This is a genomic window from Ruegeria sp. H7 (genome assembly GCF_056532945.1).
In genome coordinates this window covers 109515-124886 of record NZ_JBQFNZ010000007.1, presented here as the reverse complement: position 1 = coordinate 124886, position 15372 = coordinate 109515, and the positions used below count along the sequence as shown (strand labels likewise).

Below are 15372 nucleotides of genomic sequence, written 5' to 3'. Positions count from 1 at the left end.
GGCGCGGTTTACGCCAGCGAGCTGTCGATGCCCTTGCACGCCTCGATCAAGCCTTTCACGGCGTTGACCGAGTTGTCGAAACCGGCCTGTTCGTCCGCGTTCAGCTTGATGTCCACGATGCGCTCGACACCGCCTGCGCCGATCACGGTCGGGACACCGACATACAGGCCATCGACACCAAGTTCACCGCTGCAATAGGCAGCACAGGGCAGAACGCGCTTTTGGTCTTTCAGATAGGCTTCGGCCATTTCGATCGCCGAAGTCGCAGGCGCGTAATAGGCCGAGCCGGTTTTCAGCAGGCCAACAATCTCGGCACCGCCGTCGCGGGTGCGCTGAACGATGGCGTCCAGTTTTTCCTGCGTGGTCCAGCCCATCTCGACCAGATCGGGCAGCGGGATACCGGCAACCGTCGAATAGCGGACCGACGGGACCATGGTGTCGCCGTGGCCGCCCAGAACAAAGGCGGTGACGTCGCGCATCGAGACGTTGAACTCTTCCGACAGGAAATGCGCGAACCGCGCCGAGTCCAGCACGCCGGCCATGCCGCAGACCTTGTTGTGCGGCAGGCCCGAGAATTCGCGCAGCGCCCAGACCATTGCGTCCAGCGGGTTGGTGATGCAGATCACGAAGGCGTCGGGCGCGTGGGCGGCGATGCCTTCGCCAACCGACTTCATGACTTTCAGGTTGATGCCCAGCAGGTCATCGCGGCTCATCCCCGGTTTGCGGGCGACGCCTGCGGTGACGATGCACACATCCGCGCCTGCGATGTCGGCGTAGTCGCTGGTGCCTTTCATCGAAGCGTCAAAGCCTTCCGAAGGGCCGGATTCTGCGATGTCGAGTGCCTTGCCCTGCGGCAGTCCGTCTGCGATGTCAAACAGGACAACGTCACCCAGTTCTTTGACAGCTGCCAGATGTGCAAGCGTGCCGCCGATGTTCCCCGCGCCGATCAGCGCAATCTTGGGTCTGGCCATTTGGAATTCTCCGGTCGGTTTTGAAATCGCGGTTGTGCTAGTCGCTAAATGGCAATTGCGCAAGGGTCCTGCGGCGCGGCATGCCACCGCATACCGTTTGCCTTGCCCGTGTTGATTGCGCTAAACGGCTTGTGAGACAAGCCAATTCGCAGGCCGCCGCATGTTCGAACTGAACCTGATGTTTTTTGCCGTGGCGATCCCTGCGGTGATCTTTGCCGGTATTTCAAAAGGCGGGTTCGGCTCGGGCGTGGCTTTTGCGTCCTCGTCGATTCTGGCGCTGATCCTGAGCCCGGCGCAGGCCGTGGCGCTGATGTTGCCGATCCTGATGATCATCGATGTGGCGACGCTTGGCCCCTATTGGAAGCGTTGGAGTTGGCCGGATTGCCGCCTGTTGATACTGGGCGGCATACCCGGTGTGGTGCTGGGAATGGGTCTTTTCCACCTGACCAATGACGACGTGCTGCGGTTGCTGATCGGCGGCATCTCGGTCGCGTTTGTGGTTTGGCATATCGCACAGGTCCGAGGTTGGATTCGCGGTTTTGCGAACCGTTTGCCGCCATCTGCCGGGGTGTTTGCCGGTGTGGTGGCAGGCTTCACCAGCTTCGTCAGCCATGCCGGAGGACCGCCAGCCGCGGTTTATCTGCTGTCGCAGCGCCTGACGAAGACCGAATTTCAGGCGTCGACCGTGCTGGTCTTTTGGGTCATCAATATCGTAAAGTTCGTGCCCTATGCCTATCTGGGGCTTTTTACCCTGCAAACGGCCTGGGCCAATCTTCTGCTGGCTCCGTTTGCCGTCTTAGGGGCCTGGCTTGGCGTTCGGGCGCATTTCATGCTGTCCGAACGCGTGTTCTTTGGCATCACCTATGTTCTGCTGACCCTGACCGGATCAAAACTGATCTGGGACGCTTTGACTTAGGCATTGGGCGGCAGGGCTTCGGCAAGCGCCTCGTAGGACTGGCCCGAGGCCACAAGGCAGGTCATGCCGTCCGGCAGGGTGACGGTGATCGTCCAGCTTCCTGTCTCGTCCGATGCGAACACCTCCATCACCGCGCCTTGACGGGCAATGCCGATCCCCTTGCGGGTTTCGCCATAGGTTCCGGCCAGACGCTCGATCACGTCCGCGCGCGGGGCGCAGTTGCGGTTCTGCGCCTGCACCTGTTGGGCCGCCAACACCATGATCCCAAGCCCGATGGTCATATTCACAACTGCCTTTTTCATCTCCGACCCCTTTTGTCTGGTGTGCAAGTCAGCTTGAGGGCGGGGACCGGAAATCCGGTTAAGCCAAAGTGCGTTGCGTCACGCGGCGGGTCGAATGCTGCATTGCGGCGATTTTGACCTTGAAGTTTCCCGAAAAAAATGGCCCATTCCGCGCAACTTTATTTCTTAGGGAGGCATCGATGGATCCGCGTCAACGCCCGTATCGTTCGGTTCTGTATATTCCCGGCTCGCGTGATCGGGCCCTGGACAAGGCACGCACTCTGCCTGTTGATGCGATCATCTTCGATCTGGAAGATGCAGTTGCAGCAGACGAGAAAGAGAATGCGCGCGAGACGCTCAAGGCAGCCCTGGCCGCTGGCGGGTATGGTTCGCGGGTCAAGATCGTTCGAATCAACGGGCTGGACACCGAATGGGGCCGCGCCGATGCCGAGGCCGTGCGGGACATGGATGCCGATGTGGTTCTGCTGCCCAAGGTGAGCTCGGCCGCTGATGTCGACGCTTTGGCCGCAATCACCGGGGATCTGCCGATCTGGGCGATGATGGAAACCCCGCGCGGGATGCTGAACGCCGCCGAGATTGCAGCCCATCCCCTGATGGCGGGTTTTGTCATGGGCACCAACGATCTGGCGAAAGAGCTTCAGACACGCTTCCGCCCGGATCGCCTGCCGCTGATGACGTCTTTGGGCCTGTGCCTGCTGGCCGCCAAGGCCGAAGGTCTGATCATTGTGGACGGCGTATATAATGCGTTCAAAGACACCGAAGGTTTGGCCGAAGAATGCGCACAGGGCCGGGATATGGGCTTTGACGGCAAAACTCTGATCCACCCGGCGCAGGTCGAGGTCACGAATGAGGCTTTCGCCCCATCGGATGCCGAGATCGATCTGGCCCGCCGTCAGATCGCCGCCTTTGAAGAGACCAAGGCGCAAGGGCAGGGCGTTGCTGTCGTGGACGGCAAGATTGTCGAAAACCTGCATGTTGTAACCGCACGTGAAATTCTGGCAAAAGCGGAGGCGATTACAGCTTTGCAAGCGGGGTAAGCCAGCAATGGGTTTTGTACTTCTGATCCTCGGGGTGGCGCTTTGGTGGGCCGCACATCTGTTCAAACGCGTCATGCCGGACCAACGCGCCGCGTTGGGCGATGCGGGCAAGGGCGCGGTGGCCTTGGCGTTGGTCGCGGCGATCCTGCTGATGATCTTCGGTTATCGCATGACCGATTTCATCCATGTCTGGGCCCCGCCGACCTTTCTGATCCACGTCAACAACCTCCTGGTGCTGATCGCGATCTATCTGATGAGCCCGGCCGGCGCGAAAGGTCGCCTGCTGAACAAGGTTCGCCACCCGATGCTGGGCGGGTTCAAGCTGTGGGCTTTTGCGCATCTGCTGGTCAATGGCGATCTGGCGTCCATTGTCCTGTTCGGTGGATTGCTGGCCTGGGCGGTGGTCGAAGTGATCGTGATCAACAAGTCCGAACCTGAATGGACCCCGGGCGAGCCTGGCACCTATGGCAAGGACGCGATGTTCTTTGTCGCCTCGATCGTCTTGCTGGGCATCATCGGTTATATCCACGGTCTGGTCGGCCCGTCCCCCTTCGGCGGATAAGGAACTGAAATAATGGCAAAGCTTTATCGTCTGTTGACGGAAGAAGACACATCCGCCTTCTGCCACAAAGTGTCGGACGCATTGGCCAAAGGATGGGAGCTGTATGGCGACCCATCCTATGCCTATGACACGGCAAACAGCGTCATGCGCTGTGCGCAGGCCGTGACCAAAGAGGTCGAAGGCGACTACTCCCCTGAAATGAAACTGGGACAGCAATAATGGCAAAAACCAATCCGGGCCGCTTTTTTGAGGATTATTCCGTCGGGCAGGTGCTGACTCATGCAGTGCCCCGCACCGTAACGGATGGCGAGCGGGCGTTGTATCATGCGCTGTATCCGGCGCGGCATGCGCTTTATTCCTCGGACGAATTTGCGCGCAGCTGCGGATTGCCGGAAAGCCCCCTTGATGACCTGTCGGCGTTTCATGTGGTCTTTGGCAAAACCGTGCCGGATGTGTCGCTGAACGCGGTGGCCAATCTGGGCTATGCGGAAGGGCGTTGGTTGAAACCGGTTTATCCCGGCGACACGCTGCGCTCGGTTTCCGAAGTGATCGGGGTCAAGCAGAACTCGAACGGCAAAACCGGCGTGGTCTGGGTGCGCACCCGTGGCCTTAACCAATTGGATGAGGTTGTCATCGACTATGTGCGTTGGGTCATGGTTCGTAAGTCGAACCTGGATGCACCCGCGCCGGACACCGTTGTGCCCGAGCTGAAAAAGGTTCTGGAGCCACAGGATCTGGTTGTGCCCGAGGGGCTGGATTTCTCGAACTACGATTTCATGCAGTCGGGCGAACCCCATCGCTGGGGCGATTATGAGATCGGAGAAAAGATCGATCACGTGGATGGCGTCACCGTCGAAGAAGCCGAGCATATGCTGGCAACCCGCCTGTGGCAGAACACCGCCAAGGTGCATTTCGACCTGACCTTCCGGCCCGAGGGGCGGCTGATCTATGGCGGTCACGTGATCTCGATGGCGCGAACCTTGTCCTTCAACGGTCTGGCCAATGCGCAGATGATCGTGGGTCTGAATGGTGGCGCGCATGCAAACCCGTGTTTTGCAGGTGACACGATCAAGGCCTGGTCCGAGGTTCTGGACAAAGCCGAAACCGATGTTCCGGGCGTCGGTGCCCTTCGCCTGCGGCTGGTCGCGACCAAAGGCGGCACGCCGTTTGAGTTGCGCAATGAAGACGGCAAGTATCACCCGGATGTGTTGCTGGACCTCGACTACTGGGCCCTGATCCCGATCTGATGCGACCCTGTCAGATCGCGCGGATCTGATGACGCTGATGTGAGTACAGCGTTGATTTTCCGTGCTAGGTTGGCGGCATGACCCTGCTTCGCACACTTGCCGCCTGCCTTTGCCTTGCGCCCCCTGCGTGGTCTTGTGATCTGGCGCTGGCGCTGGCGGTGGATGTCTCGGGGTCTGTGGACAGCAACGAGTTCCGCATTCAGATGGATGGGTTGGCCGCTGGTCTGCGCGACCCGATTGTGTCCGAGGCATTGGTGCGTGGGCAGGCCCAGTTGATGCTGGTGCAGTGGACCGGGGCATCGCGCCAAAGGGTAACAATCCCCTGGACCCGGATCGACAGCTTCGATGCGCTCGACCGGTTTGCCGATCAGGTGGCGCAAGATCCACGCGTCTGGCGCAATTTCTCAACGGCGATTGGTGAGGCATTGGAGACCACGGTGTCCAGCTTTGATGCCGTGTCGGAATGCAAGCGGCTGCTGATAGACATCTCGGGCGACGGAATATCGAACGAAGGGGTTGAACCCACGCAAATCCATGGGCTGTTGAAGGACCGCGGCGTGACAGTAAATGCCATCGCTATTGAAGAGAGTGAGCCTGATCTGACAGCCTATTTCTACGAAAACGTCATTGTCGGAGAAGGGGCGTTTGTCGTGTCCGCAGCCGGGTTTGCGGACTACCCGGAACGCATTCGCAAAAAGCTGCTGCGCGAAGTCACCCAGCAATCTGCCGCCCTGGAACAGGTTGGGAAGATTCGTGATCACATTGATTGATCAGTGAAAACGCTAACATTGAGATGGCTGCATGTGATTTGTGATCACAGTATTATTTAGTGTGATCACATATGGGGCAAAACGTCCATTTTGCACTAAAATTACCTGTTTTTGCGGGTGCAGCACGTGACAGCACAGGAAAAAAAGGTAAAACGACTGGTAGCCAAAGTAAGAGGAGCCGCCATGGCCGATGTCAATCGGGGCAATCGCCCGCTCTCGCCACATATTATGATCTACCGCCCGCAGATGACCTCGTTGTCGTCGATCATGGTTCGACTGTCGGGTCTTGCGGTATTTGCCATCGCAGCACTTGTGGTTTGGTGGCTGCTTGCTGCGGCCACGTCCGAGGCCGCATTTGCCGGCATCGACGGCTTTCTGCGCAGCTGGTTCGGTCAACTCATCCTGACGGGTGGGGTCTGGGCACTGTGGTACCACACGCTGGGGCGGTTGCGTCACGTGGTGTGGGACTTCGGCTATTGCCTCGACGTTGATGTGTCCGAGAAGATGGGCATTGGCATGTTTGTCGGGGCGACCGTTCTGACCATCATCACCATGCTGTTGGTGTAAGGAGAATGGCGATGCAATACCTCACCGACCGCAAACGCGCGCAAGGCCTGGGCGCGGGAAAATCCGGAACGCAAACACATTGGCGCACCATGGTTCGGGCGATGATCCTGGCCATTCTGGTGCCCCTGTTCATCTTCACTTTTGGCTATGGCATCGGCGGAACCTACGAAGAGGTTCTGGCCTATTTCGCCCGTCCCTTCCCGGCCATTGTCACCGGTCTGACATTGGTCGTGGGTCTGCTGCAACTCATGTATGAGGCGCAGGAAACCATCGAGGATTACGTGCACGGGATCGCGGAAAAGATCACACTCGTTGCGATGTGGGCCTTTGGCTACACGCTGATGGCTGCGGGGCTGTTTGCCCTCGTCAAGCTGGCCCTGTGATGACGCGCTAAGGATCAGAGAAAATGACAGCAGCATATGAATATGAAACCCACGAATATGACGTCGTGGTTGTCGGGGCAGGCGGCGCCGGTCTGCGCGCAACGCTGGGTATGGCGGAACAGGGCCTGCGCACGGCCTGTGTGACCAAGGTTTTCCCGACCCGCTCGCACACGGTTGCAGCACAAGGCGGTATCGCGGCGTCTCTGTCGAACATGGGGCCGGACCACTGGCAGTGGCATATGTACGACACCGTCAAGGGCTCGGACTGGCTGGGTGACACGGACGCGATGGAATACCTTGCGCGTGAAGCCCCCAAGGCGGTTTACGAACTTGAGCACTACGGCGTGCCGTTCAGCCGGACCGAAGAAGGCAAGATCTACCAGCGCCCCTTCGGCGGCCACACCACCGAGTTTGGCGAAGGCCCCGCCGTGCAGCGCACCTGTGCCGCCGCCGACCGGACCGGCCACGCGATCCTGCACACGCTGTACGGGCAAAGCCTCAAGAACAATGCCGAGTTCTACATCGAATATTTCGCCATCGACCTGATCATGTCCGAAGACGGGCAGTGTCAGGGCGTTGTCTGCTGGAAGCTGGACGACGGCACCATGCATGTCTTCAACGCCAAGATGGTTGTGCTGGCGACCGGTGGCTATGGTCGGGCGTATTTCAGCGCCACCTCGGCCCATACCTGCACCGGCGACGGTGGTGGAATGGTGGCCCGCGCAGGCCTGGCGCTGCAGGATATGGAATTCGTTCAGTTCCACCCGACCGGCATCTACGGCTCGGGCTGCCTGATCACCGAAGGCGCACGGGGCGAAGGTGGTTACCTGACCAACTCGGAAGGCGAGCGGTTCATGGAGCGTTATGCGCCCCAGTACAAGGATTTGGCTCCGCGCGATTATGTCTCGCGTTCGATGACGATGGAAATTCGCGAAGGCCGTGGTGTTGGCGGCGAAGGGGATCACATCCACCTGAACCTCAGCCACCTGCCTGCCGAGGCGCTGGCAGAGCGTCTGCCGGGCATTTCGGAAAGTGCCAAGATCTTCGCCGGTGTCGATGTCACCAAAGAACCGATCCCGGTTCTGCCGACCGTGCACTATAACATGGGCGGTATCCCGACCAACTATTGGGGTGAGGTTCTGAACCCCACCGCCGATGACCCGACAGCTGTCGTTCCCGGCCTGATGGCTGTGGGTGAGGCCGGTTGTGCCTCGGTCCACGGCGCGAACCGTCTGGGGTCGAACTCGCTGATCGACCTTGTGGTCTTTGGCCGCGCGGCGGCGATCAAGGCGGGCAAGGTTGTCGATGCCGGTGCTCCGAACCCGGTTCTGAACCAGGCGTCGGTTGATAGGGCGTTTGACCGCTTCGACACGGTCCGCAACGCCAGCGGTGCGATCCCAACCGCCGATCTGCGGCTTGAGATGCAGAAGACCATGCAGGCCGACGCCGCCGTGTTCCGTACCGCCAAGACTATGGCCGAGGGCGTCGAGAAGATGACCGCCATCGCCGCCAAGATGGACGACCTGAAAGTCACCGACCGCAGCCTTGTCTGGAACAGCGACCTGATGGAGACGCTGGAACTGACCAACCTGATGCCAAGCGCGCTGGCCACCATCGTCGGCGCCGAGGCGCGCAAGGAATCCCGCGGCGCCCACGCGCATGAGGATTTCAGCGAACGCGATGACGAAAACTGGCGCGTTCACACTGTCAGCCGGGTCGAGGGCAACAAGGTCGAGCTCAGCTATCGTCCGGTCATCGTCGATCCGCTGACCAACGAGGACGAAGGCGGCATCAGCCTCAAGAAAATCGCGCCCAAGGCGCGGACCTTCTAAGGAGCGTATTGACCAGGCAATGGTGTGCAAACGCCAAATACCCACGGACAACGCTGCGACCTATGGCCGTTGGACACTGTGCTGTGTCTGGGGGCTGGTATGACGGTTCAGGCGTTACGCTCTGCTCAGGCCGATCCGAAGATCATTCTGGTCGGTCTCAACCGCTGCGCAACGACCTCGTTCCACAGGTTGTTTCAGGACAGCGGCATCCCATCGGTGCATTGGGTGGATGAGCGGGGCGAAAATCTGGCGCATCGCATGGTGACAAATATATCCATGGGCCGCAAACCTCTGGACGGGTTTGGCGCTGTTCGGGCGTTTACCGACATTGCCTTTGTCAATGTCCGCTTCATGCTGGACGGTGCACGGTTCTTTCGCGAACTGCACGCGGGCTACCCGGATGCCTATTTCCTGCTGAACACGCGCAATCGGGACGACTGGATCACATCCCGCGCGCGCCACAACCAGGGCCGGTATCTGGATCGTTGCTGTCAGGCCAACGGTCAATCGGCGGACGAAGTGAAACAGGGCTGGGCGCATATGTACGACGTGCACCATGCCGAAGTGCAGGACTATTTCGCCGGAAACCCAAGGTTTCTGCGATTTGATATCGACCGGGACGAGCCGCAGGCCATTGCCGACTGGCTGTCTCCGGATTTTGACGTGAACATTGCCCATTGGGGGCACTATAATCGCGGCGCGTCCAAGCGCGCCCGGACAGGCTGAATGGAGAATTGACATGGTTCAACTGACCCTGCCCAAGAATTCCCGGATCACCACCGGCAAGACCTGGCCCAAACCGGAGGGTGCGAAAAACCTGCGCAAGTTCCAGATTTACCGCTGGAACCCGGATGACGGGCAAAACCCGCGCGTCGATACCTATTTTGTCGATATGGACAACTGCGGTCCGATGATCCTGGACGCGCTGATCAAGATCAAGAACGAGATCGACCCGACCCTGACCTTCCGCCGGTCCTGCCGGGAAGGGATCTGTGGCTCTTGCGCGATGAATATCGACGGGATCAACACGCTGGCCTGTATCTACGGCATGGACGAGATCAAGGGCGACGTGAAAATCTATCCGCTGCCGCATATGCCGGTGGTCAAGGACCTGATCCCCGATCTGACCCATTTCTACGCTCAGCACGCATCCATCATGCCGTGGCTGGAAACCAAGACCAACCGCCCGGCGAAAGAGTGGAAGCAATCCATCGAAGACCGCAAGAAACTGGATGGTCTGTATGAATGCGTCATGTGCGCCAGCTGCTCGACATCCTGTCCCAGCTACTGGTGGAACGGCGACCGCTACCTTGGCCCCGCCGCCCTGCTGCACGCCTATCGCTGGATCATTGACAGCCGGGATGAGGCCACGGGTGAGCGTCTGGACGAGTTGGAAGATCCCTTCAAGCTGTATCGCTGTCACACGATCATGAATTGCGCCAAGACCTGCCCCAAGGGTCTGAACCCGGCGGCTGCGATTGCGCAGATCAAGAAAATGATGATCGAACGCTCGGTTTAAGGCGTTTTTGAATCAGCGCTTGCCGGGTTGCGGCAAGCGCATGCCGCTATTGCAAAATCAGGCGATGCAGCCGGGCGCGACACGGTCTAGATTTGCAGTAGGGAGGAGTGATGGGATCAAATCAGGATCACTCCGATGACAACAAAACCACAAACCCCGAAAGTGACTGCCAAAGAAGCGCTGGACCTGCTTGAGCAGGCCTGGGCCTATTACACGCCGGAACCAGCACCGGCCCTAAAGGCGCGAGAGCCCGAGCTGTTTGAATACGCAAATGCGGCCTGACGGCTTGCCAATAGCCGACAGTATGGGCGAAACAGAACCATGCCCGTTCTCTTGATACTTCTGGCCGCCGGGGTCTTTGCCTATTTCTTCTGGCGGTCGCGCACGTCTTCACTGACGCGCGAGTGCCGATGGCGGTAACATCGCGATGAAGGTCGGTGGGTCTGCGCCTATTGCGGCGCAAAAACGGAAAGTTCTGACAGCCCAACCCAGTGTTTGCGCCAGTCTTCAGGCCGATAGAAACCGGGCAGAGGGGTCCTCTGCCCGTTCCAGTTTAGCCTGCGTCCGGAAAGGCGGCGTGCAGGGCAATCTCGACCATGTCACCAAAACTGCTTTCGCGGTCGGATGAGGGCAGTGCCTCACCGGTCAGCAGATGATCGGACACGGTCAACACGGCCAAAGCCCGGCATTTGTGACGGGCGGCGAGGATGTAAAGCTCGGCCGCTTCCATCTCGACGCCCAGAATGCCGTGACGCACCATCTGTTCGTTCAGATCAGGGCGTTCGTCATAGAACACATCCGAGGAATAGATGCCGCCGATATGGGTGGGCGTGCCTTTTGCCTTGGCCGCCACGGCGGCGGCCTGCAGCAAATCCCAATCTGCACAGGGAGCAAAATTCATCTCTTTCATGATGCCCCGCGAAGGGGTGCTGAGCGTTGTCGAAGTCATTGCCAGAATGACGTCGCGCAGATTCACGCTGTCCTGCATCCCACCGCAGGACCCGATGCGGATCAGCGTTTTCGCGCCATAGTCCCGGATCAGTTCATTCACGTAGATCGACAAAGACGGCATTCCCATACCGCTGCCCTGAATGGTGACAGGATTGCCCTTCCAGCTGCCGGTGAAGCCCAACATGCCCCGAACGTTGTTGACCTGCTTTACATCGTCCAGAAACGTCTCAGCGGCCCATTTCGCGCGATACGGATCGCCGGGCAAAAGAACGGTTTCGGCGATTTCACCTTTTTCCGCGCCAATATGAATCGTCATTTCGGCACCTGTCCTGATTAGATTTCCAGATCGGAAATATCCGCGCCGGATTTCAGCGCATCATGAACCCATTGCGGTTTCCGGCCACGACCTGTCCATGTCTGGTCCGGATTTGCAGGGTTGCGGTATTTGGCCTGTGCCTTGCTGCCTTTTACGGAACGCGGCGCGTCGCCCGACAATTCGGATAGCGAGAAGCCAAATTCAGCAGCTGCCTTTTCCGCCGCTTTCAGCGCTTCCTGACGTTCACGTTTCTCAGCGTTTACAAGGGCTTTTTCGACGTTTTCGCGCAGAGATACCAGCTCTTTTCGCGACATCGTTTCCAGGTTTATCCCCATAATCTTGTCTCCGTCCTGATAAGTGTTACCGCGTGCGCCAAGGCGCACCGCAATTGCAAACAACGCGATACTCTACTCCCAATGAATTGGGAATAGAAACGGGGAAATAATTGGTTAAAACGTCCGTTATTCAGCGGCCAGGTTTTTCGGGTCCACCAATTCCACAATATCGCCCATGATCGAATTGAGTTCGAAATTCTTGGGGGTGTAGACTTTTGCGACGCCCATGGCCTTCAATTGTTCCGCATCCTCATCCGGAATAATTCCGCCGACAACGACAGGGATGTGATCCAGACCCGCTTTGCGCAGCCGTGCAAGGACATCCTCGACCAGCGGCAGATGGCTGCCGGACAGGATCGACAGACCGATGACATGCGCGTCGTCATCTGCGGCGGCGGTCACGATCTCTTCGGGGGTCAGGCGAATACCTTCATAGCTGATGTCCATACCGCAATCCCGCGCACGGAATGCGATTTGTTCCGCACCGTTCGAATGGCCGTCCAGACCGGGCTTGCCGACCAGGAATTTCAGGCGGCGGCCCAGCTTGTCGCTGACGGCGTCCACCGCGGCGCGCAGGTCGTCCAGACCTTCGGTCTTGTTCGAAACCGAGCCCGACACACCTGTCGGGCCGCGATAGGTGCCGTAAACCTTGCGCATTTCCTCGGCCCATTCACCGGTGGTGACACCGGCCTTTGCGGCGGCAATCGACGGCTCCATCACATTTGTGCCGTTCTGCGCAGCCTCACGCAGCGCGGCCAGTGCGGCCGTAACGGCGGCATCATCCCGCTCGGCGCGCCAGTTGTTCAGGCGGTTAATCTGTTCCTGCTCGACAGCCGGATCAACAACCATGATCCCGCCATCTTCGGTTTGAAGGGGCGAGGGCTCACCCTCGATCCATTTGTTCACGCCGACCACAATGGTTTCATTGCGTTCGATCCGGTTCAGACGCTCGGCGTTGGAATCGACAAGGCGGGATTTCATGTACTCGATCGAGGCAACGGCACCCCCCATCGAATCGAGGTTGGCCAGTTCGGCGCGCGCGCCTTCCTTCAGTTCCTCGACCTTGGCGTCCACCGCCGGGTTGCCGTCGAACAGGTCACCATATTCCAGCAGGTCGGTCTCATAAGCCAGAATTTGCTGCATCCGCATCGACCATTGCTGATCCCATGGGCGGGGCAGGCCAAGCGCCTCGTTCCAAGCCGGCAACTGCACCGCACGGGCGCGGGCCTTTTTCGACAGGGTCACGGCCAGCATCTCGATCAGAATGCGGTAGACGTTGTTTTCCGGCTGCTGCTCGGTCAAGCCCAGCGAGTTCACCTGAACGCCATAGCGGAATCGGCGGAATTTTGGGTTCTCGACGCCGTAGCGGTCTTGCAGGATTTCGTCCCAAAGATCGACGAAGGCGCGCATTTTGCACATCTCGGTGACAAAGCGGATGCCCGCGTTCACAAAGAACGAAATCCGCCCGCAGAGCGCCGGGAAATCCTCGGCCGGAACACGAGGGCGCAATTCATCCAGAACTGCGATGGCGGTGGCCAGCGCATAGGCCAGTTCCTGTTCCGGCGTCGCGCCTGCCTCTTGCAGGTGATAAGAACACACGTTCATCGGGTTCCATTTCGGCACGTGGGTATAGCAGTACTCGGCCACGTCCGCGATCATCTTCAGCGACGGTTTGGGCGGGCAGACATAGGTACCACGGCTCAGGTATTCCTTGATCAGGTCGTTCTGCACCGTGCCTTGCAGTTTCGAAACATCCGCGCCCTGTTCCTCGGCCACCGCGATATACAACGCCAACAGCCACGGGGCCGTGGCATTGATCGTCATCGAGGTGTTCATCTGCTCCAGCGGAATCTGGTCGAACAGAACCCGCATGTCACCCAGATGGCAGACCGGCACGCCCACTTTGCCAACCTCGCCACGGGCCAGAGTATGGTCACTGTCATAGCCGGTTTGCGTCGGCAGATCGAAGGCCACCGACAGGCCGGTCTGACCTTTTGCCAGGTTTCCACGATACAGCGCGTTCGAGGCTTCGGCGGTGGAATGACCGGCATAGGTCCGGATCAGCCAGGGGCGGTCTTTCTGCGTCTGCGTCATGGGCGGGCCTCGCATGTCGTTCGGTAACAAAATTACGTATGAGGGTTCTAAAGCGCAATTTTCAGGACATGTCAATTCGCTGCGTTGCGGCATTTCAAAATTGTGCAGATTGTGAGCGGTTTCGATTAGTGGCACTGTGCCGACATGATGCAAACCGTGGAACTTCCGCTCTGGCTTTTCCTGCTGATCGTGGTCTTTGCCATGGTCACGTTCGCGTCGCATTTCTTGTTCCCATCGGTGCGCTGGTTTTTTCGCCGCAGGCTGGAACGGGCGGTGTCGCGATTGAACAAACGTCTGCAACGCCCGATTCAGCCGTTCAAGCTGGCCCGGCGGCATGACATGATCCAACGGCTGATCTATGACCCGCAGGTCGGGCACGCCGTACAAAATCACGCGCGCGAGGAAGGCATCCCCGAGGCAGTGGCCTTTGAAAAGGCCCGCCGCTATGCGCGCGAAATCGTGCCCTCGTTCTCGGCCTTTGCTTATTTCAGCTTTGCCATTCGTTTGGCCCGGTTGCTGAGCAACACGTTCTACAACGTGCGCCTCAGCTATGAAGACGAAAGCGCCGTCAAGGACATCGACCCCGAGGCAACGGTTGTCTTTGTCATGAATCACCGCAGTAACATGGACTACGTGCTGGTCACCTATCTGGCGGCGCAGCAGTCGGCCCTGTCTTATGCTGTGGGGGAATGGGCGCGGGTCTGGCCGCTCAGCCGGTTGATCCGGGCAATGGGGGCGTATTTCATCCGACGGAAGTCCGGTAGTGAGCTGTATCGGCAGGTCCTGGCCAGCTATGTCCGCCACGCGACCGAGGCAGGCGTGACCCAAGCGATGTTCCCCGAAGGCGGGCTGAGCCTGACCGGCGCGCTGGGTCGGCCTAAGTTGGGATTGTTGAAATACATCATCGATGGCACCTCGCCGGACGGGCGGGATGTTGTGTTCGTGCCTGTGGCCCTGAACTATGACCGGGTGTTGGAAGACACCATTTTGACCCATGCCGCTTTGGGGACCGAGCGGCGCTTTCGTGCGCGGATCGGTGTCATCACCAGCTGGATCGTCAAGCAGCTCTGGCGTCGCCTGATCGGGCGGTACAAACGGTTCGGGGTGGCCTCGGTGCGGTATGGCCAGCCGATCTCGCTCAAGGAATTCTCGGCCAGGGCGGGCGATGACATCATGACCGATCTGGCCCGTGCGCTGATGGTGCGGATCGGGGCGGCGATACCGATGGTGCCCGGCCCGGCGGCCTGTTCGTTGTTGCGCGAAAACGGTCCGATACCCGAGCAGGACGTGAAGGCTCGGATCGTCGCGATGATGGAGCAGGATGGCGGCGAATCCGCCGAGACGGCGACAGCCGTGACAGACGCGCTGGATCAGTTTGTCGAGCGCCGCATTCTGAGCCGAGATGGGGACATGCTATGCCTGTCTGGCCAGCGCGGCGATCTTCTCGATTTCTACGCCAACTCACTGCCCAACCACATGAATTCCGATGATTCTGCGGATGCGAAAGAAATTTCTGCACCTGCGGGGTCATAAAATTACAAATTCGATCCAAAAACGGTTGCAATATTTC

18 protein-coding genes are annotated in these 15372 nt (G+C 59.2%); 13 read left to right on the top strand and 5 right to left on the bottom strand.

Annotated elements, in window-relative coordinates; genetic code table 11:
• Positions 1 to 8 precede the first annotated feature (8 nt).
• Positions 9 to 971, bottom strand: coding sequence for a malate dehydrogenase (mdh, locus tag ACR0AC_RS15555; protein WP_170522252.1), 963 nt, complete (start codon positions 969 to 971; stop codon positions 9 to 11).
• 160 nt (positions 972 to 1131) lie between these two features.
• Between mdh and ACR0AC_RS15550 the strand changes: the two genes are divergently transcribed.
• On the top strand, positions 1132 to 1887 hold the full coding sequence (locus tag ACR0AC_RS15550; protein WP_480874629.1) for a sulfite exporter TauE/SafE family protein: 756 nt from the start codon (positions 1132 to 1134) through the stop codon (positions 1885 to 1887).
• Here ACR0AC_RS15550 and ACR0AC_RS15545 read toward each other — a convergent pair.
• Entirely contained in the window at positions 1884 to 2189 is a 306-nt protein-coding gene (locus ACR0AC_RS15545) for a hypothetical protein (protein ID WP_480874626.1), read from the bottom strand. The two genes, ACR0AC_RS15550 and ACR0AC_RS15545, sit on opposite strands and share 4 nt — an antisense overlap.
• A 179-nt stretch (positions 2190 to 2368) precedes the next feature.
• Here ACR0AC_RS15545 and ACR0AC_RS15540 point away from each other — a divergent pair, with 179 nt between their 5' ends.
• The 11 genes from ACR0AC_RS15540 to ACR0AC_RS15490 all read left to right on the top strand — a co-directional run bounded on the left by ACR0AC_RS15540 (position 2369) and on the right by ACR0AC_RS15490 (position 10388).
• On the top strand, positions 2369 to 3226 hold the full coding sequence (locus tag ACR0AC_RS15540) for an HpcH/HpaI aldolase/citrate lyase family protein (protein ID WP_480874623.1): 858 nt from the start codon (positions 2369 to 2371) through the stop codon (positions 3224 to 3226).
• Positions 3227 to 3233: 7 nt separating this feature from the next.
• Complete coding sequence (locus ACR0AC_RS15535; protein WP_170455642.1) at positions 3234 to 3788, top strand: NnrU family protein; 555 nt, start codon at positions 3234 to 3236, stop codon at positions 3786 to 3788.
• A gap of 12 nt (positions 3789 to 3800) precedes the next feature.
• A complete protein-coding gene (locus ACR0AC_RS15530; protein WP_170455640.1) occupies positions 3801 to 4007 on the top strand; it encodes a DUF1737 domain-containing protein in 207 nt (68 codons plus the stop codon).
• Complete coding sequence (locus ACR0AC_RS15525) at positions 4007 to 5035, top strand: MaoC family dehydratase (protein WP_170522260.1); 1029 nt, start codon at positions 4007 to 4009, stop codon at positions 5033 to 5035. Before ACR0AC_RS15530 ends, ACR0AC_RS15525 begins: the two co-directional genes overlap by 1 nt.
• Positions 5036 to 5112: 77 nt before the next feature.
• Positions 5113 to 5805 carry a DUF1194 domain-containing protein gene (locus ACR0AC_RS15520; protein WP_480874619.1) on the top strand — a complete coding sequence of 231 codons (693 nt, stop codon included), beginning with the start codon at positions 5113 to 5115 and terminating at the stop codon, positions 5803 to 5805.
• A gap of 183 nt (positions 5806 to 5988) precedes the next feature.
• Complete coding sequence (sdhC, locus tag ACR0AC_RS15515) at positions 5989 to 6372, top strand: succinate dehydrogenase, cytochrome b556 subunit (protein WP_480874617.1); 384 nt, start codon at positions 5989 to 5991, stop codon at positions 6370 to 6372.
• A gap of 11 nt (positions 6373 to 6383) precedes the next feature.
• On the top strand, positions 6384 to 6755 hold the full coding sequence (locus ACR0AC_RS15510) for a succinate dehydrogenase, hydrophobic membrane anchor protein (RefSeq protein ID WP_170455634.1): 372 nt from the start codon (positions 6384 to 6386) through the stop codon (positions 6753 to 6755).
• A gap of 23 nt (positions 6756 to 6778) precedes the next feature.
• Entirely contained in the window at positions 6779 to 8587 is a 1809-nt protein-coding gene (sdhA, locus tag ACR0AC_RS15505; protein ID WP_480874614.1) for a succinate dehydrogenase flavoprotein subunit, read from the top strand.
• Positions 8588 to 8686: 99 nt separating this feature from the next.
• Positions 8687 to 9313: a sulfotransferase gene (locus ACR0AC_RS15500; RefSeq protein ID WP_170624007.1), complete on the top strand. Its 627-nt coding sequence runs from the start codon at positions 8687 to 8689 to the stop codon at positions 9311 to 9313.
• Positions 9314 to 9326: 13 nt separating this feature from the next.
• Positions 9327 to 10106: a succinate dehydrogenase iron-sulfur subunit gene (locus ACR0AC_RS15495; protein ID WP_170455629.1), complete on the top strand. Its 780-nt coding sequence runs from the start codon at positions 9327 to 9329 to the stop codon at positions 10104 to 10106.
• A gap of 135 nt (positions 10107 to 10241) precedes the next feature.
• On the top strand, positions 10242 to 10388 hold the full coding sequence (locus tag ACR0AC_RS15490) for a hypothetical protein (protein WP_170455628.1): 147 nt from the start codon (positions 10242 to 10244) through the stop codon (positions 10386 to 10388).
• Positions 10389 to 10659: 271 nt separating this feature from the next.
• On the opposite strand, the gene deoD is transcribed toward ACR0AC_RS15490, so the two are convergent.
• From deoD to ACR0AC_RS15475, 3 genes are all read right to left on the bottom strand, one after another.
• A complete protein-coding gene (gene deoD / locus ACR0AC_RS15485) occupies positions 10660 to 11373 on the bottom strand; it encodes a purine-nucleoside phosphorylase (protein WP_170455627.1) in 714 nt (237 codons plus the stop codon).
• A gap of 17 nt (positions 11374 to 11390) precedes the next feature.
• Positions 11391 to 11708, bottom strand: a complete 318-nt coding sequence (locus ACR0AC_RS15480; RefSeq protein ID WP_170455626.1) for an H-NS histone family protein — start codon at positions 11706 to 11708, stop codon at positions 11391 to 11393.
• Positions 11709 to 11834: 126 nt separating this feature from the next.
• Entirely contained in the window at positions 11835 to 13802 is a 1968-nt protein-coding gene (locus ACR0AC_RS15475) for a protein meaA (RefSeq protein ID WP_170624005.1), read from the bottom strand.
• Between the two features lie 144 nt (positions 13803 to 13946).
• Here ACR0AC_RS15475 and ACR0AC_RS15470 point away from each other — a divergent pair, with 144 nt between their 5' ends.
• Positions 13947 to 15335: a 1-acyl-sn-glycerol-3-phosphate acyltransferase gene (locus tag ACR0AC_RS15470; RefSeq protein ID WP_170455624.1), complete on the top strand. Its 1389-nt coding sequence runs from the start codon at positions 13947 to 13949 to the stop codon at positions 15333 to 15335.
• Positions 15336 to 15372 lie beyond the last annotated feature (37 nt).

Excerpts from the sequence above, each read along its gene's own strand:
- ACR0AC_RS15500 (WP_170624007.1), top strand. The coding sequence starts at position 8,687 with ATGACGGTTCAGGCGTTACGCTCTGCTCAGGCCGATCCGAAGATCATT.
- ACR0AC_RS15545 (WP_480874626.1), bottom strand. The coding sequence starts at position 2,189 with ATGAAAAAGGCAGTTGTGAATATGACCATCGGGCTTGGGATCATGGTG.
- ACR0AC_RS15495 (WP_170455629.1), top strand. The coding sequence starts at position 9,327 with ATGGTTCAACTGACCCTGCCCAAGAATTCCCGGATCACCACCGGCAAG.
- mdh (WP_170522252.1), bottom strand. The coding sequence starts at position 971 with ATGGCCAGACCCAAGATTGCGCTGATCGGCGCGGGGAACATCGGCGGC.
- deoD (WP_170455627.1), bottom strand. The coding sequence starts at position 11,373 with ATGACGATTCATATTGGCGCGGAAAAAGGTGAAATCGCCGAAACCGTT.
- ACR0AC_RS15510 (WP_170455634.1), top strand. The coding sequence starts at position 6,384 with ATGCAATACCTCACCGACCGCAAACGCGCGCAAGGCCTGGGCGCGGGA.
- ACR0AC_RS15475 (WP_170624005.1), bottom strand. The coding sequence starts at position 13,802 with ATGACGCAGACGCAGAAAGACCGCCCCTGGCTGATCCGGACCTATGCC.
- sdhC (WP_480874617.1), top strand. The coding sequence starts at position 5,989 with ATGGCCGATGTCAATCGGGGCAATCGCCCGCTCTCGCCACATATTATG.
- ACR0AC_RS15550 (WP_480874629.1), top strand. The coding sequence starts at position 1,132 with ATGTTCGAACTGAACCTGATGTTTTTTGCCGTGGCGATCCCTGCGGTG.
- ACR0AC_RS15535 (WP_170455642.1), top strand. The coding sequence starts at position 3,234 with ATGGGTTTTGTACTTCTGATCCTCGGGGTGGCGCTTTGGTGGGCCGCA.
- ACR0AC_RS15540 (WP_480874623.1), top strand. The coding sequence starts at position 2,369 with ATGGATCCGCGTCAACGCCCGTATCGTTCGGTTCTGTATATTCCCGGC.
- ACR0AC_RS15530 (WP_170455640.1), top strand. The coding sequence starts at position 3,801 with ATGGCAAAGCTTTATCGTCTGTTGACGGAAGAAGACACATCCGCCTTC.
- ACR0AC_RS15490 (WP_170455628.1), top strand. The coding sequence starts at position 10,242 with ATGACAACAAAACCACAAACCCCGAAAGTGACTGCCAAAGAAGCGCTG.
- ACR0AC_RS15470 (WP_170455624.1), top strand. The coding sequence starts at position 13,947 with ATGATGCAAACCGTGGAACTTCCGCTCTGGCTTTTCCTGCTGATCGTG.
- ACR0AC_RS15520 (WP_480874619.1), top strand. The coding sequence starts at position 5,113 with ATGACCCTGCTTCGCACACTTGCCGCCTGCCTTTGCCTTGCGCCCCCT.
- ACR0AC_RS15480 (WP_170455626.1), bottom strand. The coding sequence starts at position 11,708 with ATGGGGATAAACCTGGAAACGATGTCGCGAAAAGAGCTGGTATCTCTG.
- ACR0AC_RS15525 (WP_170522260.1), top strand. The coding sequence starts at position 4,007 with ATGGCAAAAACCAATCCGGGCCGCTTTTTTGAGGATTATTCCGTCGGG.
- sdhA (WP_480874614.1), top strand. The coding sequence starts at position 6,779 with ATGACAGCAGCATATGAATATGAAACCCACGAATATGACGTCGTGGTT.